Source organism: Amycolatopsis sp. NPDC051371 (genome assembly GCF_040682155.1).
Taxonomy (GTDB): domain Bacteria; phylum Actinomycetota; class Actinomycetes; order Mycobacteriales; family Pseudonocardiaceae; genus Amycolatopsis.
The window spans coordinates 70,724-93,676 of record NZ_JBFBAG010000021.1; the positions used below are offsets into that span (position 1 = coordinate 70,724).

The 22,953-nt window shown below is 69.6% G+C and carries 21 protein-coding genes and 1 tRNA gene; 14 read left to right on the forward strand and 8 right to left on the reverse strand.

Annotated elements, in window-relative coordinates; all coding sequences use genetic code 11:
- Positions 1-105: 105 nt before the first annotated feature.
- A complete protein-coding gene (gene mug, locus AB0M59_RS25185) occupies positions 106-666 on the reverse strand; it encodes a G/U mismatch-specific DNA glycosylase (protein WP_364619100.1) in 561 nt (186 codons plus the stop codon).
- Positions 667-693: 27 nt separating this feature from the next.
- On the opposite strand from mug, the gene AB0M59_RS25190 reads away from it, so the two are divergent.
- The gene (locus AB0M59_RS25190; protein WP_364619103.1) at positions 694-1,338 is read left to right on the forward strand and encodes a class I SAM-dependent methyltransferase; all 645 of its coding nucleotides are present in this window, start codon (positions 694-696) and stop codon (positions 1,336-1,338) included.
- A 67-nt stretch (positions 1,339-1,405) separates the two neighbouring features.
- Complete coding sequence (locus AB0M59_RS25195) at positions 1,406-1,582, forward strand: hypothetical protein (RefSeq protein WP_364371784.1); 177 nt, start codon at positions 1,406-1,408, stop codon at positions 1,580-1,582.
- Here AB0M59_RS25195 and AB0M59_RS25200 read toward each other — a convergent pair.
- Entirely contained in the window at positions 1,523-2,158 is a 636-nt protein-coding gene (locus AB0M59_RS25200) for a VanZ family protein (RefSeq protein ID WP_364619106.1), read from the reverse strand. The genes AB0M59_RS25195 and AB0M59_RS25200 overlap by 60 nt on opposite strands.
- Positions 2,159-2,611: 453 nt before the next feature.
- Here AB0M59_RS25200 and AB0M59_RS25205 point away from each other — a divergent pair, with 453 nt between their 5' ends.
- From AB0M59_RS25205 to AB0M59_RS25220, 4 genes are all read left to right on the forward strand, one after another.
- The gene (locus AB0M59_RS25205; RefSeq protein WP_364619109.1) at positions 2,612-3,691 is read left to right on the forward strand and encodes a Gfo/Idh/MocA family oxidoreductase; all 1,080 of its coding nucleotides are present in this window, start codon (positions 2,612-2,614) and stop codon (positions 3,689-3,691) included.
- Positions 3,692-3,742: 51 nt separating this feature from the next.
- The gene (locus tag AB0M59_RS25210) at positions 3,743-4,522 is read left to right on the forward strand and encodes an alpha/beta fold hydrolase (RefSeq protein ID WP_364619111.1); all 780 of its coding nucleotides are present in this window, start codon (positions 3,743-3,745) and stop codon (positions 4,520-4,522) included.
- A 113-nt stretch (positions 4,523-4,635) separates the two neighbouring features.
- A complete protein-coding gene (locus AB0M59_RS25215; RefSeq protein WP_364619113.1) occupies positions 4,636-6,333 on the forward strand; it encodes a bifunctional metallophosphatase/5'-nucleotidase in 1,698 nt (565 codons plus the stop codon).
- 38 nt (positions 6,334-6,371) lie between these two features.
- A complete protein-coding gene (locus AB0M59_RS25220; RefSeq protein WP_364619116.1) occupies positions 6,372-6,698 on the forward strand; it encodes an MmcQ/YjbR family DNA-binding protein in 327 nt (108 codons plus the stop codon).
- On the opposite strand, the gene AB0M59_RS25225 is transcribed toward AB0M59_RS25220, so the two are convergent.
- The gene (locus AB0M59_RS25225) at positions 6,688-7,221 is read right to left on the reverse strand and encodes a GNAT family N-acetyltransferase (RefSeq protein ID WP_364619119.1); all 534 of its coding nucleotides are present in this window, start codon (positions 7,219-7,221) and stop codon (positions 6,688-6,690) included. The genes AB0M59_RS25220 and AB0M59_RS25225 overlap by 11 nt on opposite strands.
- A 94-nt stretch (positions 7,222-7,315) precedes the next feature.
- On the opposite strand from AB0M59_RS25225, the gene AB0M59_RS25230 reads away from it, so the two are divergent.
- The 3 genes from AB0M59_RS25230 to AB0M59_RS25240 all read left to right on the forward strand — a co-directional run bounded on the left by AB0M59_RS25230 (position 7,316) and on the right by AB0M59_RS25240 (position 9,637).
- Positions 7,316-7,966 carry a hypothetical protein gene (locus AB0M59_RS25230; protein WP_364619122.1) on the forward strand — a complete coding sequence of 217 codons (651 nt, stop codon included), beginning with the start codon at positions 7,316-7,318 and terminating at the stop codon, positions 7,964-7,966.
- 97 nt (positions 7,967-8,063) lie between these two features.
- A complete protein-coding gene (locus AB0M59_RS25235; RefSeq protein ID WP_364619125.1) occupies positions 8,064-8,414 on the forward strand; it encodes a YciI family protein in 351 nt (116 codons plus the stop codon).
- Complete coding sequence (locus tag AB0M59_RS25240) at positions 8,411-9,637, forward strand: DUF6596 domain-containing protein (protein ID WP_364619128.1); 1,227 nt, start codon at positions 8,411-8,413, stop codon at positions 9,635-9,637. Before AB0M59_RS25235 ends, AB0M59_RS25240 begins: the two co-directional genes overlap by 4 nt.
- Here AB0M59_RS25240 and AB0M59_RS25245 read toward each other — a convergent pair.
- Positions 9,629-9,699: transfer RNA gene (locus AB0M59_RS25245), tRNA-Gly, on the reverse strand. The two genes, AB0M59_RS25240 and AB0M59_RS25245, sit on opposite strands and share 9 nt — an antisense overlap.
- A 109-nt stretch (positions 9,700-9,808) precedes the next feature.
- Between AB0M59_RS25245 and AB0M59_RS25250 the strand changes: the two genes are divergently transcribed.
- Together AB0M59_RS25250 and dcd are read left to right on the forward strand one after the other, a co-directional pair.
- Entirely contained in the window at positions 9,809-11,002 is a 1,194-nt protein-coding gene (locus AB0M59_RS25250; protein ID WP_364619131.1) for an oxygenase MpaB family protein, read from the forward strand.
- A gap of 23 nt (positions 11,003-11,025) precedes the next feature.
- A complete protein-coding gene (gene dcd, locus AB0M59_RS25255) occupies positions 11,026-11,607 on the forward strand; it encodes a dCTP deaminase (protein WP_329053741.1) in 582 nt (193 codons plus the stop codon).
- Here dcd and AB0M59_RS25260 read toward each other — a convergent pair.
- Positions 11,604-12,800 carry an FAD-dependent monooxygenase gene (locus AB0M59_RS25260; protein WP_364619133.1) on the reverse strand — a complete coding sequence of 399 codons (1,197 nt, stop codon included), beginning with the start codon at positions 12,798-12,800 and terminating at the stop codon, positions 11,604-11,606. The genes dcd and AB0M59_RS25260 overlap by 4 nt on opposite strands.
- 73 nt (positions 12,801-12,873) lie before the next feature.
- On the opposite strand from AB0M59_RS25260, the gene AB0M59_RS25265 reads away from it, so the two are divergent.
- The 3 genes from AB0M59_RS25265 to AB0M59_RS25275 all read left to right on the forward strand — a co-directional run bounded on the left by AB0M59_RS25265 (position 12,874) and on the right by AB0M59_RS25275 (position 18,851).
- Positions 12,874-13,344: a MarR family transcriptional regulator gene (locus AB0M59_RS25265; RefSeq protein ID WP_155548142.1), complete on the forward strand. Its 471-nt coding sequence runs from the start codon at positions 12,874-12,876 to the stop codon at positions 13,342-13,344.
- A gap of 76 nt (positions 13,345-13,420) precedes the next feature.
- Entirely contained in the window at positions 13,421-18,007 is a 4,587-nt protein-coding gene (locus tag AB0M59_RS25270) for a hypothetical protein (protein WP_364619136.1), read from the forward strand.
- A gap of 154 nt (positions 18,008-18,161) precedes the next feature.
- A complete protein-coding gene (locus AB0M59_RS25275) occupies positions 18,162-18,851 on the forward strand; it encodes a CAP domain-containing protein (RefSeq protein WP_364619139.1) in 690 nt (229 codons plus the stop codon).
- 3 nt (positions 18,852-18,854) lie between these two features.
- On the opposite strand, the gene AB0M59_RS25280 is transcribed toward AB0M59_RS25275, so the two are convergent.
- The 3 genes from AB0M59_RS25280 to AB0M59_RS25290 all read right to left on the reverse strand — a co-directional run bounded on the left by AB0M59_RS25280 (position 18,855) and on the right by AB0M59_RS25290 (position 22,874).
- Positions 18,855-19,862 carry a cation diffusion facilitator family transporter gene (locus AB0M59_RS25280; protein WP_364619141.1) on the reverse strand — a complete coding sequence of 336 codons (1,008 nt, stop codon included), beginning with the start codon at positions 19,860-19,862 and terminating at the stop codon, positions 18,855-18,857.
- Positions 19,863-19,879: 17 nt separating this feature from the next.
- Positions 19,880-20,248: a DUF742 domain-containing protein gene (locus tag AB0M59_RS25285; protein WP_364619144.1), complete on the reverse strand. Its 369-nt coding sequence runs from the start codon at positions 20,246-20,248 to the stop codon at positions 19,880-19,882.
- Positions 20,249-20,660: 412 nt separating this feature from the next.
- Positions 20,661-22,874: a (Fe-S)-binding protein gene (locus AB0M59_RS25290; protein WP_364619147.1), complete on the reverse strand. Its 2,214-nt coding sequence runs from the start codon at positions 22,872-22,874 to the stop codon at positions 20,661-20,663.
- Positions 22,875-22,953 lie beyond the last annotated feature (79 nt).

The following is a 22,953-nucleotide window of genomic DNA, read 5'->3' on the forward strand; positions in this document are numbered from 1 at the left end:
TCACAGCAAACTCTGGGTAGAAAACCTTTGGAAGAAGTCGGCTCGACCGGGCGGGAAAGGTCCTGATGGGGCGGTTGGCGCTACTGAGGGTGGCTCGCCTCTTTTTCAACGATTTCGACGATGTTCGGATGCGGCTCGCAGCTCCGCGAACTCCGCCGCGAGCCCGGCCGGCGTCCAGTGCGCGTTGAGGCCGCTCGGGTTCGGCAGCACCCACACCCGGGTGTCGCCGATCCGGTGCTCCTGCCGGCCGACGCGCGCCTTCGGGAAGCCGAACGCGGTCCGGTAGGCGGTGATCCCGACGACGGCCAGCCACCGCGGCCGGTACTCGAGCACCTTCGCTTCCAGGAGCTGGCCGCCTTCGCGGAACTCGTCGGCGGTGAGCTCGTCGGCGCGGGCGGTGGTCCGGGCGACGACGTTCGTGATGCCGAGCTTCAGATCGAGCAGCTGGTCCTGCTCGCTCGGTTTGTAGAGGCGTGGCGTGAACCCGCCCTTGTGGAGCGCGGGCCAGAAGCGGTTGCCGGGCCGCGCGAAGTGCTGTTTCAGCGCGCCGGAGTAGAGGCCGGGGTTGATGCCGCAGAAGAGGACGTGGAGGCCGGGGGCGAGGACGTCCGGGATGGTCGTGTTGTGCGCGGCGGTCAGCTGGTCCTTCGTGGGTCGGGTGCTCACCCGTCCAGTTTCCGGCACCCTCGGGGGATGGAGGTCACCGCGGACGGGTGTTCGGTCGAGGTCTACCTGCTGTTGCCGCCGGCCGGGGAGCCGGAGATCGTGCACGCGGCTTTGTCGCCGGGGGCATCGATCCTCGAGCTGGGGTGTGGGGCCGGCCGGGTCACTCACCCGCTGGTGGAGCTGGGCCACCCCGTGGTCGCCGTGGACGACTCGCCGGAGATGCTCGCGCACGTCCGTGCCGAGACGGTGTGCGCGCGGATCGGCGACCTGGACCTCGGGCGGCCGTTCGACGCTGTGCTGCTCGGGAGCCATTTGGTCAACACGGCGGTGGACTCGGACCGGCACGCGCTGCTCGCCGCCGCGCGGCGGCACCTGGCGCCGGCCGGACGGCTGATCGTCGAATGGCACCCGCCGGAATGGTTCGACGCCGTCGCATCCGGGCAGGGCGGGCGTCTCGGAGAGGTGGCGGTCGAGCTGGCCGATGTGGTCCGGGAGGGAGATCTGCTGTCGGCGACGGTGCGGTATTCGGCCGGTGAGCGACGGTGGGAGCAAGAATTCACGTGCCGCCGGCTGACCCTCGAGGAGGCTCTGACCTCAGCAGACCTGATCTTCGACGGCTGGCTCACGGACGACCGGAACTGGTTCGCCGCGCGCCACCGTCGCCGGGGGTAGCGAATTCACCACAGACCTGCGTAACCTGTTGTGATCTCCCGCACAGCGCCGTACCGAGGAGGATTTCGTGCAGCTTGCGATCGTCCTCGGGCTCGTCGCGCTCGTACTGGCCGTCGCCGTCCTCGTCGTCGTTCTCGAGGACCGCCGGGCCGCCAAGCGGGCCGCCCTGCAGCGGAAGGCCCGGTTAGCGCGTCTGGGCGAGGTGGACCCGCTCGCGCCGGGCCGGCTGCACGCCGATCGGTGAACGCAGGACCGCCAGCAGCAGCGCGCCGAACACCCAGCCGACTCCCGCGCCGAACGTGTTGTTCATGAGGTCGTCCACGTCGAAGATGCGGTAGACGTACGGCGCCGTCCCGAAGTTGGCCGTGACCTGCGTGAACTCGATGAGCAGGGACGCGGTGAAGCCGATCAGGACCGTGCCGATCAGGCCGCGGTGCCACAGCACCCGCGCGAACACGCCCAGCGGGACGAACAGCAGCACATTCATGCAGGCCTGCTGGAACGTCTGCGTCATGAACCACTGCGACAGCGGCTCGCCGTGCTTCAGCAGCTCAGTGTGGATGTCGGTGATCCACTGGAACGGGTGCAGCTGCACGGTCTGGCTCAGCCGGCGCGTGCCGGGGCCGGGCAGCGGCAGGAAGACGACCGCCAGGGTCATGCAGCCGTACAGCAGGACCGCGCCGGTCGTCGCGATGCCGCGCAGGCGCAGGCCGCCGTGCCGGGCCAGCTGCGTGATCAGCTGCGGCACCAGCACCACGGCCCACAGCGCGAGGAAGCCGATGAACCCGTACTGCAGGGCGGTGACCTGTGCGTTCGTCATGCCACCGACGTTATGGATCTTGACCCGGGAGCCGCTTCGGTCGATGAGCCGGACCCGATCGGCCACTCGGCCGACCGGCCCGGGCCGATCGGTCAGTCGTCTTCGCGGTCCTCGGAGCGCTCGGCCCGCCACGCGCTGAACACCGTGCCCCCGATCAGCAGCACGACGACGGCCAGCACCACGAGTACGACCTCGATGCCCATGTTTCCCCCAGTTGCCGGATCGATCGCCTCATCGCGCGAGCGTTAATGGGTGTTACCAAACCCTCGGTGTGCGTGAGCCCTGACCTTCGATGTGGGTTGCGCCACAGGCGCGTGGCCGCGGACTCCGTCGGCGAGTCCGAAGTCATATCCGGAAAAGGGAGACGTAACCGGATGCGTCTTGCGCTGACCCGGGAATGACCACGACGCTCGGCACGTCGAAGTCTTGTGGGGGCAACGAAAGGGAACGCTCATGGCACCGGTCCGGGTCGGCATCGTCGGGCTCAGCGCGAACGGCGGCTGGGCCGCCACCGCGCACGTGCCCGCGCTGGCCGCCGTGGACGGCTACGAGCTCCGTGCGCTGAGCGGGAGCAGCGCCGAGACGGCGCGGGTGGCCGGCGAGAAGTACGGCGTGCCGCTGACCTTCGGCGATGCCGGGGAGCTGGCACGGCACCCGGAGGTCGACCTGGTCGTCGTCGCGGTGAAGGTGAGCGAGCACCGGGCGCTGATCGAGCCCGCGCTGGCCGCCGGCAAGCAGGTGCTCAGCGAGTGGCCGCTCGGCGTGAGCCTGGCCGAAACCGAGGCGCTTGCGGAAGCCGCGAAGGACGCCAAGACGGCGGTCGGCCTGCAGGGACGGTCCGCGCCCGCGCTGCGCTACCTGCGTGACCTCATCAAAGACGGTTACGTGGGCCGCGTGCTCTCGACGTCGTTGATCGGCTCGGGTGGCAACTGGGGTCCTTCGGTCCGGGCCGGGCGCGACTACCAGCTGCACCCCGAAGGCGGGGCGACCATGCTGACGATCCCCTTCGCGCACACCGTCGACGCGTTCGACATGGTGCTCGGCCGGTTCGCCGAGCTGTCGGCGACGGTGACGACCGTCCGGTCGCGGGTGCGCGACGAGGTCACCGGCGACTCGGTCGCGATGACCGCGCCGGACCAGATCGCCGTCAGCGGCGTGCTGACCGGCGGCGCCGTCGCCTCGCTGCACCTGCGCGGCGGGTCGTCGCCCGCCACGGACTTCCACTGGGAGATCAACGGCACCGAGGGCACCCTGGTCGTCACCGCCGCGGACCCGCTGTTCTGGATCGCGAAGCTGACGCTGCGCGGCAGCCGGACCGGTGTGCTGGAGAAGCTCACCGTGCCCACCCGGTACGAGCTGCCGCAGCTGGCCGGGCGCAGCGCCGAGCCGTCGTACAACGTCGCGCACGCCTACGCGCGGCACCTCAAGGGCGACCTGCCGGACTTCGCGCACGCGCTGCGCGTGCACCGCGTGCTCGACGCCGTTCAGCGCTCCGCCGACGCCGGCGCGCGGATTCACCCGGACGCAGAGTAACTGTTACCGGCCGTTGTAGCTTTTCCGCCGGCCTCGACCTACTCTCGGGTAATGGACGACGTTGTCTACGACCGCGAGGGCCGGGGCGAGCCGCTGGTGCTGATCCACGGCATCGGCCACCGTCGTCAGGCTTGGTCGCCGGTGTTTCCGCTGCTCACGCCGCATCGTGACGTCATCGCCGTGGACCTGCCGGGCTTCGGCGAGTCACCCGAGCCGTCCGGCGGTTACGGCGTCGAGCCCGCGCTGGTGATGTTCAAGGAGCTGTTCACCGAGCTGGGTCTCGACCGTCCGCACGTCGCGGGGAACTCGCTCGGCGGCTTGCTGTCGCTGGCGCTCGGCCAGGCCGGGCTCGTCCGCAGCGTCACGGCGTTGTCGCCGGCCGGGCTGTGGAACCGGACGCAGAAGATGTACGCGATCGCCACGCTCAAGGCCCACCGCGCGCTCGCTCAGCGCACGCCCCCGCACGTCGTGCGCCGCATCGCCGCCACGCCGGCCGGGCGCAAGGCGCTGACCGGGATGATCGTCGGGAAGCCGGGCCTGCTGACCCCGGACGCCGTCGTCGAGGACGCCCACGCGCTCGCGACCGCGCCGGGTTTCGAGCCGACCGCCGCGCAGTCCCGCGGGGACTTCCGCTTCACCGGCCCGGTCACCGGCGTCCCGGTGACCATCGCCTGGGCCGAGCACGACCGGATCCTCGCCCGCCCGCGCGTCGCCGACCTGCGGAAGGTCGCTCCCCACGGGACGTTCCGGCTCTTGCCCGGCTGCGGGCACGTGCCGATGAACGACGACCCCGCGCTCGTCGCGCGAGTGCTGCTCCAGGGCAGCCGTTAGGTGACATTCGCTCTACGTCCGTCTTTTGACCCTGGTAGCTGACTGCTTCGCGAGGCAGAATCCTCCGCCGTGCGCCCGTTTGGGGACCTTGGGCGCGAATCGGAGGAACACGCATGAGGCTTTCAACCCGGCTCGCGGTGCTCGCCGCGGCCGCGCTGGCGACGACCGCGGTGACCACCGCTCCCGCGTCCGCGGGCCAGCGCCCGGACCCCACCACCGACGTCCGGATCATCGGGTTCAACGACCTGCACGGCAACCTGGAGCCGCCGACCGGCTCCAGCGGGCGTGTCACGCTGTCCGACGGGACCACCACTGTGGACGCCGGCGGGGCCGCCTACCTGGCCACGCACGTGAAGCAGTTGCGGTCGCAGGTGCGCAACTCGTTCGTCGTGTCCGCCGGCGACAACATCGGCGCGTCGCCGTTGACCTCGGCGCTCTTCCACGACGAGCCGACCATCGACTTCCTGAACATGCTGGGCGTCAACGCGTCCGTCGTCGGGAACCACGAGTTCGACGAGGGCTACCAGGAACTGCAGCGCATGCAGTTCGGCGGCTGCCACCCGACCGACGGTTGCCAGTTCGACAAGAAGTTCAAGGGTGCGGACTTCCCGTTCCTCGGGTCCAATGTGTACTTCACCAACGGACTGCCCGCGCTGTTGCCGTTCTCCGTCAAGTTCGAGGGCGGCGTGCCGATCGGTGTCATCGGCGCGACGCTGAAGGACCTGCCGTCGGTCGTCACGCCGGAAGCGATCAAGGGCCTGAAGTTCGGTGACGAGGTCGAGGCGATCAACCGCACCGCGAACCTGCTCGACTTCTTCGGCGTCAAGGCCCAGGTCGTGCTCATGCACCAGGGTGACAGCACCGAGCTCGAGGGCCCGAACGACTGCAAAGTCCTGCCGGGCCCGGCCACCGCGATCGCGAAGGCGGTGACCCCGAAGGTCGACGCGATCTTCACCGGCCACAGCCACCAGCAGTACAACTGCGTGATCAACGACCCGGCCGGCCAGCCGCGTCCGGTCATCCAGAGTGCGTCGTTCGGCCGGCTCCTCTCGGTCGTCGATCTGAAGATCAGCCTGAAGACGCGCGACGTCGTCCGGTCGGCGACGCAGGCCCGCAACGAGATCGTCACGCGCACGGTCACCCCGGACCCGGCGGTGGCGGCGCTGGTCGCCAACGCGGTGGCGAAGTCGGGCCCGATCGGGAACAAGCAGGTCGGCACGATCACCGAGGACCTGAAGGCGGCCGGGAACGCGGCCGGTGAGTCGGCGCTCGGCGACATCATCGCCGACGCGCAGCTCGCGGGCACGACGTCGAACAACGCCGTCATCGCGATGACCAACCCGGGTGGCATCCGCGCCGACCTGACGTACGCGTCGTCCATGGCAGGCGAAGGCGACGGCGTGGTGACCTACGGCGAGGCGTTCAAGGTCCAGCCGTTCTCGAACATCATGCAGACGATCACGCTGACCGGCGCGAACCTGAAGAACGTGCTGGAGCAGCAGTGGGCGCCGGGGGTGAACACGAAGTTCCTGCAGATCTCGAGCTCGCTGCACTACAGCTATTCGGCGTCCGCGCCGCAGGGCTCGCGGGTCTCGAACATCACGGTGAACGGCACGCCGGTCGACCCGGCGGCGACGTTCCGCGTGTCGGTGAACAACTTCCTCGCCGCCGGCGGGGACGGCTTCACCGAGTTCACCAAGGGCACGGACCTGGCAGGCGGGCCGGTCGACCTGGACGCGTTCACCGCGTACCTGAGCGCCCACCCGAACCTGGCCGCGCCCGTCGCGGACCGCGTCACGAAGCTGCCGTAGTTCCCGTATTTCCAAGACGCCGGGTCGACAATGGACCCATGACGACTTGGGAAGACGTCGTCCGCCTGGCCTCGGAACTTCCCGAGGTCGAGGCGGCGACCTGGTACCGCACGCCCGCGCTGAAGGTGGCGGGCAAGGGTTTCGCGCGGCTGCGCACCGAGGCCGAGGGCGGCCTGGTCGTGATGTGCGGGCTCGACGAGAAGGCCGCGTTGCTGGATTCCGGCGACGCGGCCTTCTTCACGACACCGCACTACGACGGGTCCGGCTCGATCATCGTCGACCTGGCGAAGGTCGACGTCGATCAGCTGCGTGAGCTGCTCGAAGACGCGTGGCGGCGGAAGGCGCCGCGGCGGCTCACGACTTGAGCTCGCCCTTGAGCATGCTCATCAGGATCATGTCGTGGCGCTCGCCGTCCATCGCGACGAACGCTTCGCGGTGGCGGCCGTCTTCGGAGAACCCGACCTTGCGGTAGACGTGCCGCGCGCGTTCGTTCTCGGCGACGACCCAGAGCGTGATCATGTGCAGCCGCATCGAATTGAAGCCGTAGCGGCACATCAGGCGCAGCGCTTCGGTGCCGTAGCCGCCGCCGTTGCGGTACTCGGCGTCGCCGATGTAGATGTCCAGCTCGGCGTTGCCGACCTCGGGTTCGGCGTCCCGCAGGTCGACGATCCCGATGAGCCGGCCGTCGGCCACGGTCTCGATGCCGAGAACGACCAGCTCGTAGCTGTTGACCGGGCGCTCTTCGGCGCGTTTGCGGACCTGGGCGAGCGACCGCGGGTGGCTGTTGTTCATCCACTGGCCGACCTCGGGGTCGCTCAGCCACGGGTGGATCATCTCGGCGTCTTCGGGTTCGAGGGCACGCAGCCGGACCAGGTCACCTTTGAGCATCCGTCCATGGTGCCCGACGTCGCGGCGGGGTTCGCGCGATTTTCGGGTGACCCCGGATCTGCGCGCCCGATGCCCCGATGGTGGGATATGGCGCATGCCGACCGAGTGGCCGCTGCGCCAGGACCCGGAAGCGCCGGTGATCATCGCACTGGCACTGGTCAACGACCCCGACGCGCTCGGCTTCGTCGTCCTGGACGACGAGGACGACTGGTTCATCAGCGACGGCACCGAGCTGTCCGACGACGTGGTCGTCAACCGCGAGAGCTTCGGCAAGATGTCGGTGCGCGAGGCCCTCGAGCTGCTCCCGCAGCTGGCCGCGCTGGCCGAGCTGCCGATGGGGATGGCCGCCGACTGGGACCCCGAGCGGCGCATGTGGCTGCTGTCGTCGGTGACCGGCTCCGACGACGAAGACGAGGACATCCGCCTGCTCGACCAGCGCCGCGCGGCCTGGAAGTTCGAAGGCTCGCCGGACGACGAAGCCCAGATCAGCAGCGGCCTGACGGAGATCCCGACCGGCTCGCAGAAGCCGGTGCGCGCGGTCCGCCAGGTCGTCCGCGAGCAGGACGGCACCTGGCTGTTCGTCGGCTTCGAGGTTCCCGAGGCCGAGGACTTCGAGGTCGAGGGCCTGGAGCTGGAGCACGTCGCGAACCTGTACCCGGACGTCCGAACCGTGCTCAAGGCGGCGCCGGGCCAGGTCTACGACCGAGCGACCCCGGACGCCGACTGGGAGCTCGTCGAAGGCTGAGAAAAGTCCGGCGCGGTTGTCCACGGGACGTCCGCGCCGTTCGTCCTTACAGTGAAAGCCGGCGATCGGCGCCGGTCAGGACCTGTGAGGAGCAGCCATGCCCCAGTACGCCGCCATCATCTTCGCCTCCGACGTCGACCCGACCAAGCCCGAGGCCGCGGACCTGATGAAGGACTACAACGAGTTCCACGACGGCGCCCAGGCCGTGATCCGCGGCGGCGCGGCGCTGTACCCGACGGCGACCGCGACGACGGTCCGCGTCACCGGCGGCAAGGGCGGCGACGTCGTCACCAGCGACGGCCCGTACGCCGAGACGAAGGAAGCCCTGACCGGCTTCTACCTGATCGAGTGCGCCGACCTCGACGAAGCCGTCAAGGTCGCGTCGCGCATCCCGGGTGCCTGGGACGGCGCGATCGAGGTCCGGCCGGTCGTCGACTTCGGCCAGTGACCCACGCCGGGGACGCGGTCGCGCGGCTGGTCCGGGACGAGGGCACCCGGGTACTGGCCACGCTGGTCCGCGTCACCGGCAGCGTCGACCTGGCCCAGGACGCGGTCCAGGACGCCGTCGTGCGCGCGCTGGAGACGTGGCCGCGCGACGGCGTCCCGGACAACCCGCGCGGCTGGCTCCTGGTGGCGGCCCGCCGTCGCGCGGTCGACGTCGTCCGCCGCGAAGCGAAGCGGTTCGGGAAGGAGGCGGACGCGATGCCGGCGTTCGACCCGTTCCCGGACCCGGTCTCCGTCCGCGACGACCTGCTGCGGCTGGTGTTCACGTGCTGCCACCCGGCGTTGTCGGTCGACGCCCAGGTCGCCTTGGCGCTCCGGACGTTGGGTGGGTTGTCGACGGCGGAGGTCGCCCGCGGCCTGCTGGTCCCCGAAGCGACGATGGCGAAGCGCCTGACGCGCGCGAAGCAGAAGATCGCTCAGGCCCGCATTCCGTACCGGGTGCCTCCTGCTGAGGAACTGCCTTCCCGCTTGTCCGGTGTGGCGTCGACGGTGTACTTGATCTTCAACGAGGGCTACACGGGCCGGGTTTCCCTCATCGAGGAGGCGGTCCGCCTGGCGCGTCTGCTGGCTTCGTTGATGCCCGACGAGCCGACGGCGCTGGGGTTGCTGGCGCTGGTGCTGCTGCAGGACGCCCGCCGCGCGGCCAGGTTCTCCGCGGGCGTGCCAGTACTGCTGGCCGAGCAGGACCGATCGGCGTGGGACTTCGCGCTGATCAAGGAAGGCGTCGCGCTGGTGGGGGTCGGCCTGCGCCGGACGCCCTCGGTCCCGAACCCGTACGTGGTCCAGGCGGCGATCGCGGCCTGCCACGACCTGGCACCGTCGTATTCGGAGACGAACTGGGATGCCGTCATCTCTTGGTACGACGTGCTGTTGTCGGTCCAGGACACCCCGGTGGTCCGCCTGAATCGCGCGGCGGCGGTGGCGGAAAGGGACGGGCCTTCCGCGGCGCTGGAACTGGTGGACGCATTGGCCGGCTTGGACGATTATCCGTGGTGGCACGCGTCACGCGCGGAGTTGTTGCACCGCTTGGGATCGCGTTCGGCTTCGGATGCTTTGGAGCGGGCGGTGGAAACCGGTTTGCCCGCCGCGCACGTGGCTCATTTGCGGGCTCGGATACAAAACGAAAACCCCGGAGGAAGTGTCCGGGGTTTCGCTGAGAGCGGATGACGGGAATCGAACCCGCGTATTCAGCTTGGGAAGCTGATGTTCTACCATTGAACTACATCCGCAGTGCGTCGCAAGCATACACGGCGGCGTGATCCCCGTGTCCAGACCCTCCCTCCTTGACGTTCGCGCCTCAAGTGACAACACTTGTTGTCGACTTCGGAGGTGAGCGCCGTGGATGAGCCCGAGCTGTTCCGGCAAGGCGGGTTCCGGCTGGCCCAACGGCTGTTCGTCGAAGGGGACATCCGGGGCGACGAACGCCAGGTCGCGCGGCTCCGGGAGTTCGCTCAGGTGCAGGACCAGCATGCCGACGACGTCGTCGCGTGGATGGCGCAGCAGCCGAAAGGCCAGGGGCGCAGGCTCTTCGAGGACGCGCTGAAGAACGGCGCCGCCGCGGACGGGCCGCTCAAGGCCTTCTTCGACGAGGTCGACGCGAAGCCCTACTGGGTCGACGACGAGCGGCTCGAGCGCGGCGCCAAAGCCATCACGCGGGCCGGATTGCTCGGGCTGTTCCCGCTCGGCGACATGTCGCTGATGGGCGGCTACCTCGCGTCCCGTGCCACGAAGTCCCTGGTCGGGACCGGGGAGATCGAGTACAAAGCCACCCGTCGGCTCGTCGAGACCGCCGCCTGGTGGATCGACGTCACCACGCCCGGCGCCCTCAAGCACGGCGCGCAGGGTTACGCCTCCGCCCTCCGGATCCGGCTCGTGCACGCCCACGTGCGCGCCGCCATGAACCGGCGGGACGACTGGGACTACGACGCCTGGGACCGGCCCGTCAACCAGGTCCAGACCGCCGGCACCCTGCTGCTCTTCTCCCTCGTTTACGTCTTCGGCACGCAGCTGCTCGGCCTCCGCTACTCCGCCCGCGAGCGCGGCGACATCCTGCACCTCTGGCGCTACATCGGCTGGCTCATGGGCGTCGACGACGAGCTGCTGCCCACCTCCGAAGAGGACGCCTGGCGCCTCCTCTGGCTGCTCGCCGCCACCGAGTTCATCCCGGACGACGACTCGAAGCGCCTCGCCAAGGCGCTCATAGAGGCCAACGCCGCCGTCGGTGAAGGGCGCGGCGCCGTCGGGAAGGTGCTTTCGCACGTCTCCGTCGCCGTGCACTCGTCGATCAGCCGGCTCGTGCTCGGGAAGCGCAACGCCGACTTCCTCGGGCTGCCGAACGACCCCGTCGCGCAGGCCGCGATCGTCGCGGTGGCGGGCGTCAACTTCGCCGCCGAGACCGTGCGGCGGTTCATCCCCGGTGCCACCGCGCTGCAGGAACGGCTCGGCGAGGCCGGGCGCCGCGGGTACGTGAAGCGGCTCGAGAAGATCTTCGCGCCCGATACGACCTACGCGCAGCACATGCGAGCGGCCTGAACCCACCGGATAGGCTGCCCGGCGTGCTGCTCAGTGACCGTGACCTCCGCAAAGAGCTCGACGCCGGCCGGCTCGGCATCGACCCCTTCGACGCCGGCATGGTCCAGCCGTCGAGCGTCGACGTCCGGCTCGACCGGTACTTCCGCGTCTTCAACAACAGCAAGTACACCCACATCGACCCGCAACTGCAGCAGGACGACCTGACCTCGCTGGTCGAGAAGGAGGGCGACGAGCCCTTCGTGCTGCACCCGGGTGAGTTCGTGCTCGGCTCGACGTTCGAGCTCGTCACCCTGGCCGACGACCTCGCCGGCCGCCTCGAAGGCAAGTCGTCGCTCGGCCGCCTCGGGCTGCTCACGCACTCGACCGCCGGGTTCATCGACCCGGGCTTCTCCGGGCACATCACGCTCGAGCTGTCGAACGTCGCGAACCTGCCGATCACGCTCTGGCCGGGCATGAAGATCGGCCAGCTGTGCATCTTCCGGCTCTCCAGCGCGGCCGAGTTCCCGTACGGCTCGAGTGAGGCCGGGTCCCGCTACCAGGGGCAGCGCGGCCCGACCCCGAGCCGGGCGTACAAGAACTTCCACCGCGTCGACACCTGGCGCTAAGCGGAGATCTTCTCGTTCCAGTCGATGTGGTGGTTCCACATGAAGGCGTTCGGGTCCTCGTCGAACGGCTTCGAGAACACCCGCTTGATGAAGAAGTCGCGGACGACGCGGCCGACCGGGCCGATCACCTTGTCGTCGCCGTTGCGCTTCCCGGCGGCGACGACGGCTTCGACGCGCTCGCGCCGCAGGCTTTCGTACGTGCTCAGCGCGCGCTCGACGTCCGGCACGTCACGCAGGCATTTGCCCAGCGTGACGGCGTCTTCGATGGCCATCGACGCGCCCTGACCCGCCGCCGGTGACGTCGCGTGCGCCGCATCGCCGATGATCACCATGCGGCCGCGGTGCCAGACCGGGACCGTGGGGAAGTCGAACGTCGGCCACGCCGGGTAGACCTCGCGCGTCGCGCGGATGATCTCCGCCGCCGGCGTCCGGTCGCGCGCCACGAGGTGCAGCAGCTCGGCGCGCAGTTTCTCGCCGGCCAGCGTCGCCAGCTCGGACGTGGTCGGCTCGGTCTTGCGGGCCGGGTTCGCGAACCACCACACGCGCCCGTCGACCGGGCTCACGACGTGGCAGAAGAACACGCGCTTGCCGAACACCATGTTCAGCACGCCCGGCTCGTCCGGCAGGCTCAGGCCTTCGGCGAACCCGCCGGTGTTGAGCAGCGGCACGTACCGCGGCGACGGCGCGTCCGGATCGATGATCGTGCGGACGCGCGACCGGAGTCCGTCGGCGCCGATCAAGAGGTCGCCGGTTTCGTGTGAGCCGTCCGAGAAGTCCGCTCTGACCTGCGAAGACGTCTGGCTCGCGCCGATCAGGCGTTTGCCGTACCCGGCCTTGATCCCGCGCCGCGCGGCCTCGTCGCGCAGGGCGACGTAGAGGTCGGAGCGCAGCACGGTCTGGGTCACGGTGCCGTCCGGCAGCGTGCCGCCCAGGGTGAACTCGGTCAGCCGCGTGCCGTTGCCGAGCCCAATCGACATGCGGGGCGAGTCGAAGCCGGTGCTCTTGACGACGTCCTTGAGACCCAGCGGCAGCAGCGCGTCCAGGCCGTTCACCGCCAGCGTGAGGAACGCGCCGACGCCCTCGGCGCCGCGGTCGTACGCCTCGAACAGCACCGGTTCGTGCCCGGCTTCGTGCAGCGCGATGGCCGTGATCGTGCCCGCGATGCCGCCCCCGATGATCAGTGCCTTGGTCATCTCGTTCGTCCCCTCGAATCTCTTAGAAACTAATTCGTTCTGTCGAACTAAAGAGTGGGCTAGGCTGGGGCCCGTGTCAAGCGAGCGAGCGCACCTGGTCGAAGAAGTCCTGCTCAGGTCCCGGGAGCTGTCGACGGAGACGGTCATGTTCCACACCGCGATCTCCGAGACGCGGGGGCTGTCGGCGGTCGACAGCAAGGTCCTGGACTACCTCGCGCGGTTCGGGCCGCAGACGCCGAAGGACCTGGCGCGGCTGTCCGGCCTGGCGCCCGCGTCGGTGACCGCGATGATCGACCGGCTGGAGCGCAAGGGCATCGTCGACCGCCGGCCGCACCCCGACGACCGTCGCCGCGTCCTCATCGCGTTGGACGAACAGGCCATCGCGAGCGGCGTGCACCTGTGGGACAACCTCGTCAAGCGCATGTACGAGCTGTGCGACCGCTACACCGACGACGAACTCCGCACGGTGATCGGGTTCGTCGAGGGGGCCACCGCCCTCACGCACGAATCGACGGCGAAGCTGACCGGTTCCACGGACGGGTGAGAACTGACGCGTAAACCCCTCGTTCGTGCCAAGCTCCGAAAGGTCGTCCCGGCCCCGGAGGTAGCGAGGAATGCGGTTGCCCGATAGACCGCTTCGCTGGGTTCTCGTTCTGGCACTGGTTTTCCTCGCCGCGGCGGTGCCGCCGGCAGCCGGTGCGGCCGGCGCCGCACCCTTCGCGGTGGGCTACGACGACGTCGTCTACGGCGACTTCCTGTACGCGGGCAACGGTGTCCTGCGCTGCCCGGTCGCCGCCGACCGCGCGCCGAGCGCCGGCGCGGTCGACACCCCCGCGGCGTGCGCGAACACGGCGGACCGCAAGGACACCCTCGTCAACGACGACTTCTTCATGCAGTGGGCCGACATCGACGCCGACCCGGGCACGTTCGATTCCGCGAGTGCGTCCGTCCGCATCCCGCCGGGCGCTCGCATCGCTTTCGCCCGCCTGAACTGGGCGGGCAACACGACCGGGACGACGTGCGGCTTTCGCGAGGGCGTTCCCGCCGTTCCGCCGCCCGGGAACCCCGCCACGCAGAACGTCCGGCTTTCGGTGGGCAGCGCCGAGCCGGTTGACGTGGCGCCTTCGGGATTCGCTGAAGACGGCCCGTACTACTCCGCCCACGCCGACGTGACCAGCCAGTTCGCGGGCGCGCCGACCGGCTCCGCGCTCGACGTGACCGTCGGCAACGTCTGGGCGCCCCGAGGTTTCGACTGTGCCGGCGGCTGGTCGATCGCCCTGGTCTACGCGTATCCGTCACGCAATCCCGATTTCGCGCCGAACAAGCGCAAGGTCGTCGTCTACGACGGACACGTCCGCCAGGCCTCCGACGTCCCCGCGGACACGACGATCACCGGCTTCCGCGCGGCGGCCGCCGACGCACACATCGGCGTCACCGCCTACGACGGCGACTGGGGTGGCTCCGGCGACCAGTTCCTGGTCGACGGCACCCCGGCCGCCGAGCCCGCGACCGGCGGGACGTCGAACTTCTTCATCTCCAACGCCGACAACGCGGCCGCGCCGGGGGTGAAGAACAACTTCAGCGTGGACGCGAAGGCGTTCAACGTCGACAACATCCCCGCGGGCGCGACGAGCGCGAAGCTCGGCTTCGTCACCAGCGGGGACAGCTACCTCGCGCAGAACATGGCGTTTTCCGTGCCGGTGCCCGAACTCCAGGTCGCCCTGCGCGCGACGCGGCCGAAAGCGCACGCCGGCGAGCCCGTGACGTTCGCCGTCGCCGTGACCAACCCGGGCAGCGTCGCGGCGTCCGGGGTGCAGGTCGCCGACGAGGGCTTTTCCGCCTGCGCCAAGCCACTCGGCTCGCTGGGCCCGGGTCAGACGGTCACCTACGACTGCACCGGCCCGGCCCCGGACGACGACTTCACGAACACGGTCAAGGCGACCGGCACGAGCGCGCTCGGTGACGCGCTCGACGGAACCGCAACTGCCGCCGTCGACGTCGTGCACCCGTCGTTGGGCATGACGAAGACGGCCGACAAGCCCGCCTACCGCGCCGGCGACACCGCGACCTTCACGATCAAGGTCACGAACACCGGCGACACCGGGCTTTCCGGCCTGCGGGTCACCGACGCGAAGGCGCCTTCGTGCGCGCTCGCCGGGGCTCTCGCCCCGGGCGAAAGCCGTACCACGACGTGCACAGCGAAGGCCCCGATCGCCGACGGCGTCAACACCGCGGCCGCGGCCGCCACCGACGAGCTCGGCAAGCAGGTCACCGCCACCGCGGACGCACCCGCGCCGACGATCGCGCCCGCCGTCGAGGTCACCAAGACCGCGGACCCGCCGGTGATCCACGCGGGTGACGCCGTGACGTTCTCCGTCGCGGTCAAGAACACCGGCGACAGCCCGCTCGCGCCGCTGAAGGTCACCGACGACACGACGACGTCGTGCTCGCGCACACTCGACGGCCTGGCCGCGGGCGCGACGCGGACGTACACGTGCACGGCGAACCCGTCCACGACGACGACGTCGCACGTGACCGCCACCGGCACCGACCTCGCCGGGCAGCCAGTGGCCGCCACCGCGTCGGCGACCGTCACGGTGATCACCCCGGCTTTGACGCTCACGAAGGACGCCACGCCCGGCATCGTCCGCACCGGCGACCCGATCACGTTCACGATCACGGTCACCAACGCCGGCGACGCACCGCTGACCGACGTCGCCGTCACCGACGACCGCACCCCGGCGTGCGCCAAGCCGATCGGCGCGCTGCCGCCGCAGGGCAGGCAGACGTACACCTGCACCGCGCCGGCCCCACCGGACGACTTCACCAACACGGCGGCCGCGTCGGGGAAGGACCAGCTCGGCCGCACGGTGAAGGTCACCGACGACGCCGTGGTCGACGTGATCCACCCGGCGGTGGCGCTCGCCGCGCAGGCTTCGCCCGCGGCCGTCCGCGAAGGCGACACGGTGACGTGGTCGATCACCGCCACCAACACGGGCGACGTGCCGCTGACCGGCGTGACGGTCGTGGACGACCAGGTCGCGGGATGCGCGAAGCCGCTCGGAACGCTCCAGCCGCAAGCGACGCAGGCGTACACGTGCACGACGGTCGCGGGCGCCACCGGCTTCACGAACAAGCCGGCGGTGACGGGCGTGGACCCGACGGCCCGGCCGGTGACGGCGAGCGCGGAGGCCGCGTTCGCCGTGCAGCACCCCGGCGTGGCGATCACCGCCGACGTCACTGGCGGGCCGTTCCGCGAGGGCGACGCGGTGCCGCTGCGGATCACGGTGCGCAACACCGGTGACGTGCCGCTGACCGGCTTGCGGGTCACGGACTCGCAAGCGCCTAGTGGGCACGCCGACGCAGGGTCGCCGGCCGCCGGTGGGCAAGCCGCGAGCGCCCGGACGACCGGCGCGCCGATCTTGAACACGCCTGCCCCGGCCGCGCCAACGCCGAACACGCCGACCTCAGGCATGCCGACCCCGGCCACCCGAGCCGCCACTCCGCGGGCCACCGGACCGCAGGCGCGAGCCACCGGCTGCGCCCAGGTCCTGGACGGCGCCCTCGAACCCGGCGGCACCCGGGACTTCGGCTGCACCCTCACCGCGCCGGCCGACGACGTCACCGCCGTCGTCCAGGTCACCAGCACTCCGCCCACCGGCTCCGCGGTCGCCGCGAGCGCCAAAGCCACCGTCGACGTCGTCCACCCGGCCATCACGATCGGCAGGACCGTCGAGCCGAAGGTCGTCCGCCCGGGCGATACCGTCACCTCGACGATCACCGTCACCAACACCGGCGACAGCGTGCTGAGTGACGTCTCCGTAGCCGATCCGGGCGCACCGGCGTGCGCCAAATCCGTGAGTCCGCTGGAACCGCAGGCGAAGCAGATCTACACCTGCAGCGAAAGCGCGAGCCAAGAAGACTTCACCGCCACCGCGAAGGTCACCGCCACCGACGCCACGAACCGTCCCGTGACCGCCACCGCCGGGGAACCGGTCGATGTCATCCACCCGGCGGTCACCATCACGGACGACGCGACGCCAGCACAGGTCCGGCAAGGCGACACCGTCACGTTCACCCTCGTCGTCGCGAACACCGGCGATGTCCCCCTGACCGACGTGTCCATTGCGGACAGTCGCACTCCGGCGTGCGCTCAGCCCATCGGCACCCTCCCTCCCGGCGCTCTCCAGCACCACTCCTGCACGGTAAACGCCGGCACCGACAGTTTCGTGAGCTCCGCCACCGCGATCGGCACCGATCCGACGAACCGTCAGGTCAGCGCGACCGACGACGCCTCCTTCACGGTCCTGCACCCCGCACTTTCGATCACCCAGGACACGAAGGGTCCCTTCCGCGAGGGCGACACCGTGCCCCTCGCGATCACCGTCACCAACACCGGCGACGTCGCGCTGACCGGCGTGAACGTCAGCGAGCCCTGTGTGAAGGCCTTCGACAGCCTCGAACCCGGTGCGGCGCAGAAGTTCGACTGCACCACGACCGCACCGCACGACGACGTCGTGAGCACCGCGAAGGCCACGGCCACGCCCCCGATCGGCCCGCCGGTCGCCGCCGAGGACGCCGACCAGATCGATGTCATCCACCCGGCGGTGAAGATCACGCAGCAGGCGAAGCCGAGCACGGTCCGCGTGGGCGACGACGTCACGTTCACGATCACCGTCACCAACACCGGTGACGTCCCGCTGACCAGCGTGTCCGCGATGAGCGACGAGCCGTGCGCGAGAAAGTTCGGCACCTTGGCGGCCGGAGAAAACCGGAGCTACACCTGCACTCGAAAAGCGCCGGACGACGACTTCACCGCTACCGCCGAAGTGACGGGAATCGACCCGGCCAATCGCTCCGTGCAATCGAAAACCGAAGCGAAAGTCGACGTCGTCCACCCCGAGATCGCCCTGATGAAGGACGCGACGCCGTACGAAGTCCACCCGGGCGACACCGTCACGTTCTCGATTCTGGTCAAGAACACCGGCGACGCGCCGCTCACCGCCGTGTCCGTCGCGGACGACCACACGGCGTCGTGCGCGCATACCGCACCCGGCCTGGCCGCGGACGCCGAAATCACCTTCACCTGCACGGCGGTCGCGGGGAAGGAAGGCTTCACGGGCAAGGCGACCGTCACCGGCCAGGACCCGACTGGCCGTCCGGTGACGGCGTCCGGCGAGGCCTCCTTCGTCGTCCGAAGCGGCTGAACGGAGTAACGCCGAAGCGTCCGATTGCCGCGGACTTCATGTCGGTCGTCGAATGCCGGCCCGAGAAATGTGACCAGTGCGTTCGTAGGGTTCTCGCTGTAATCGTTCCGTGATACGTTCTCGCGCCGTGTCCCCCATTGGTGAACGTGGTCGCGTGGTGATGGTGTCACTCAGTGTGCTGCTCGGCGTTTTCTCCGCCGCGACAGGCACCTGGATGGCCACCGCGGAAGGAAACACGGCCGAACTCGGCGCCGCGGCCTTGGTGCTGCCCGACGCGCCGGCCGGTTCCGGGGGCGGCAGCGGCACGGACCTCGCCGGCGGGCAGTCCCCGGCGACGAAGCAGGCCACGACCGACGCTCCCGCGCCGACCACGTCCAGCGCGGCCCCGACTCCGACCGAGACGTCCGAAGCCCCGAAGCCGACGACGTCGGAAGCGGCGGCGCCGCCGAGCACCAAGGCCGCGGCCCGCGTCGCGTCCTCGACCGCCGAGCAGGTCATCTCCCTCGTCAACGACGAGCGCGCGCAGGCGGGCTGCAAGCCGCTGACCGAGGAGTCGCACCTGACCAAGGCCGCGCAGGACTACAGCGACGACATGTCCGCCCGGAACTTCTTCGCCCACACGAACCCCGAAGGCGTCACGTTCGACCAGCGCATCAAGACCGCCGGCTACTCGAAGCCGGGCGCGGAGAACATCGCGAAGGGGCAGACGTCCGCGGCGCAGGTCATGGACGCGTGGATGAACTCCGAGGGCCACCGCGCGAACATCCTGAACTGCTCGCTCGCCAAGATCGGCGTCGGCGTCACCACGAAGGGCTGGTACTGGACTCAGGACTTCGGGTACTGAGCGCTACTGACCCGGGTTGTTCCACCGCTCCGCGATCTCGCCGTAGCGGGCCAGCACCGTCGCGCGCAGCTCCGGATCGGTCCGCGGCACCGGCTCGATGAACACCTCGGTGACGTCGTTGAACGACTCGGTCAGCTCGCTCGCGAGCCGGACGCACGCGCGTTCGAGGTCGCCGGCGCTCAGGGAGTCGTCGAAGTCGACGCGGGTGCAGACGAGGACCTGGTCGGTGCCCATCAGCATCGTCTGCAGGTCCACGACGGCCTCGATCTCCGGCGCGGCGGACAGGTGGTCGCGGACGCCGCGGACGATCTCCGGGTTCGCCTGGCGGCCGATGAGCAGGCCGCGGTTCGTCCGCCCGAGCAGGTAGGCGACGCAGGCGAGCAGCACGCCGATGACGATCGACGCGATGCCGTCCCAGACCTCCGAGCCGGTGAGCTGGTGCAGCCCGATGCCGGCGAACGCGACCAGCAGGCCGATCAGCGCGGCCGAGTCCTCGAAGAGCACTGTCTTCGGTGCCGGGTCGTCAATCAGGCGGAGGTACGTCCGGAATGACCGGTTTTCGGCCTTCGACTCCCGGACGGTCTGGCGCACGGCCTGCACCCATGAGGTGCCTTCGAGCAGGAACGCCACCGCCAGCACGATGTAGCTGAGGATCGACGTGCTCTGCGCCTCGCCGTGGCCGAACAGCGTCGAAACGCCCTCGTAGAGCGCGAACATCGAGCCCGACGCGAAGATCGACACGGCGGCGAGCAGCGACCAGAAGTAGCGCTCCTTGCCGTAGCCGAAGGGGTGCACGCGGTCGGCCGGGCGGTCGGAACGCTTCAACGCGGTCAGCAGCAGGACCTCGGTGAACGTGTCGGCCACCGAGTGCGCCGCTTCGGAGAGCATCGCGCCCGAGCCGGTGATGATGCCCGCGATCAGCTTCATGATCGCGATCGCCAGGTTCACCCCACCGGCGAGCAGGACGGTCAGTGTGCTTTCGCCACCGGGCTTTTCGGGTTCCTCGCTCACCTTGGTGAGCGTAATGGTCAGAGGCGGCGCAGGCCGTGCAGCACGCGTTCCATGAGCGCCACGGCCGGCCGTCCGTCGGTGTTCACGCGGTTGTCGTGGATCGTGACCAGGCCCTGCTCGGCCATGTCGTCCAGCAGCACCCGGGCGACCCCGAGCGGCACGCTGAGCCTGGCGGCGACCTCGGCGACCGAGCGCGGGTGGTGGCACAACGTGCGCACCGAGCGGAACTCGCCGGTCAGCCGGGCGCCGTTCCAGTGCGCTCCGGCCCGGGTCGAGACCATGGCTTCGATCGCCAGGTGCCGCCGCGACTGCGTCCGGCCGCGGGTCAGGACGTACGGACGCACGAGGGTGCGCTGGACGGGAACGTAGCCGGCGGGCTCGACCATCCGGCGTTCCTCGAGGGGTGCTTCGCTGCGGAGGGCGTGCCGGCCGGTGGACGGGTGTTGATCTACCCCGCGTCCGGCCGCCGTGGTCCGCGGGTCCTCACCCATCCTCGCTGCCCCCTGATTCCGTCATCGGCTAAGTGGCCTCGCTGGCAGCGGTGACGGCGAGGAAAGGTCAGGATACGCCGGACCCCGGGGCTTTTGGCCAAGGTTTGTTGTTGGCCTGATGGGCCATTTCGGTGAATATCGTGAACATTCTTCGGGAAATCGATTACCGTTATAAATTCCCAGCTAGTGGATGTGTCCGGCGGTCGGTGACAAGGGGTAGTCCGGCAGCTACGGAAATGCGTGAATCGCAATGAGAACGGCCCCGGTCAGGACTTCCTGACCGGGGCCGCGTGCATTTCGATCTATGTCACTCTTTTGCGAGTGAAGGGGCACCGAGAGCGATCGGCTTCGGCTCCCGCTTGCGCTTGACCGATTCGAGCAGCATCTGCGCGACGTCGACGATCTCGACCTTCTCGCTCGCGCTGCCGTCGGCCTGGCGCGCCGTGAGGCCGTCGTTCAGCATCACCTTGCAGAACGGGCAGCCGGTCGCGATCTTCGACGGCGCGGTGCCGAGCGCCTCGTCGACGCGCTCGACGTTGATCCGCTTGCCGATCTTCTCTTCCATCCACATCCGCGCGCCGCCCGCGCCGCAGCACATCGACTTGTCGCCGTGCCGCGGCATCTCGCGCAGCTGCGCCCCGGTCGCGCTGACCAGCTCGCGCGGTGCCTCGTACACCTTGTTGTGGCGGCCGAGGTAGCACGGGTCGTGGTAGGTGACGTCCTCGGCGACCGGCGCCACCGGCACCAGCTGCTTTTCGCGAACCAGGCGGTTCAGCAGCTGCGTGTGGTGCACGACGTCGAACTGACCGCCCAGCTCCGGGTACTCGTTGGCGAGGGTGTTGAAGCAGTGTGCGCAGGTCACGACGACCTTGCGGGCCTTGCGCTCACGTCCCTCGAACACCGAGTTCAGGACCTCGACGTTCTGCTGCGCCAGCATCTGGAACAGGAACTCGTTGCCCGCGCGGCGGGCCGGGTCGCCGGTGCAGGACTCCTCCGAGCCGAGCACCGTGTACTTCACGTCGGCCATGTGCAGCAGCTCCGCGACCGCCCGCGTCGTCTTCTTCGCGCGGTCCTCGAACGCGCCGGCGCAGCCGACCCAGAACAGGTACTCGGCGTCGCCGAGGTCGCCGTCGAACACCGGCACCTCGAAGTCCAGGTCCTCGGTCCAGGCGAGCCGGTCCTTGGCGTTCTGGCCCCACGGGTTGCCCTTGTTCTCCAGGTTCTTGAACATGCCGTTCAGCTCGCTGGGGAACGACGACTCGATCATCACCTGGTAGCGGCGCATGTCGACGATGTGGTCGACGTGCTCGATGTCGACCGGGCACTGCTCGACGCAGGCACCGCAGCTGGTGCAGGACCACAGGACGTCGGGATCGATGACGCCGCCGTCATCGCCGATCAAGGCCTTCTGGGACTCGGCGATGGCCAGGACGTCGATCCCGGCGTACATGTTGTCGCCGGACAGGCCGACCTCGTCGCCCGCCATGTCGCGCTTGCCGCCGGCCATCAGGTACGGCGCTTTCGCGTAGGCGTGGTCACGCAGCTGCGTGATGAGCAGCTTCGGCGACAGCGGCTTGCCCGTGTTCCACGCGGGGCACTGCTCCTGGCAGCGGCCGCACTCGGTGCACGTCGAGAAGTCCAGCCAGCCCTTCCAGCTGAAGTCCTCGATCTTGCCGACGCCGAAGGTGTCCTCGTCCGGGTCGGCTTCCTCGAGGTCGAGGACCTTTCCGCCGCTCATCATCGGCTTGAGCGCGCCGAGGGCGACGCCGCCGTCCTGCTCGCGCTTGAAGTAGATGTTGAAGAACGCGCTGAAGCGGTGCCAGGCGATGCCCATGGTCATCGTGCGCGCGACGACGATCAGCCAGACCGTGGCGCTCATCAGCTTGACGAACGCGAACGCCGTGACCAGGTTCGGGCTGGCCGGCAGCAGCTGGCCGATCGGGTTGGAGACGAAGGACGCCCACAGCGGTCCTTCGTGCGTGTTCAGCGCGGATTTCGCGGCGCGGACGCCGATGATGCCGATGCCCTCGACGAGCACGACGGCCTCGATGAAGTAGGCCCACTTGAAGTTGGAGCCGGCGAAGCGCGACTGGCGGTCGGCGCGGCGCGGGTGGTTGCGCTGGCGGACCGCCATCAGCACCAGGATGCCGACGATCGTGCCGAGCCCGAGCAGCTCCATGAGCAGCTGGAACGGCGGGAAGTCGTCGAGGATCGGCCAGCCCCACGTCGGGACGAAGACCTCGCCGTACGCCTCGAACAGGGCCAGCGAGCCGAGCAGGAAGCCCCACATGACCAGCCAGTGCGCGGGTCCGACGCTGCGCTTGCGGTTCATCCGCGTGTGCGCGGCGAACTCCTTGATCAGCGTCTTCATGCGCGGCAGGAACGGCCCGTTGCGCGTCGAGTCGGGCTGCCCGAGGCGGATCACCCGCACGAAACGGGCGATCGTCGCGGCGAACATGCCCCAGGCGACGAGGCCGAGCACGACGGAGAGCCCGCCGAGCGTCAGTTGCAGAGCGCCCATCGTTCGGGTGCCTTTCGTCCGGATAGAACTGTGGTGGTGCCGGGAGACTAACCTTCCTTACTGATGAGTAACCCGTTGA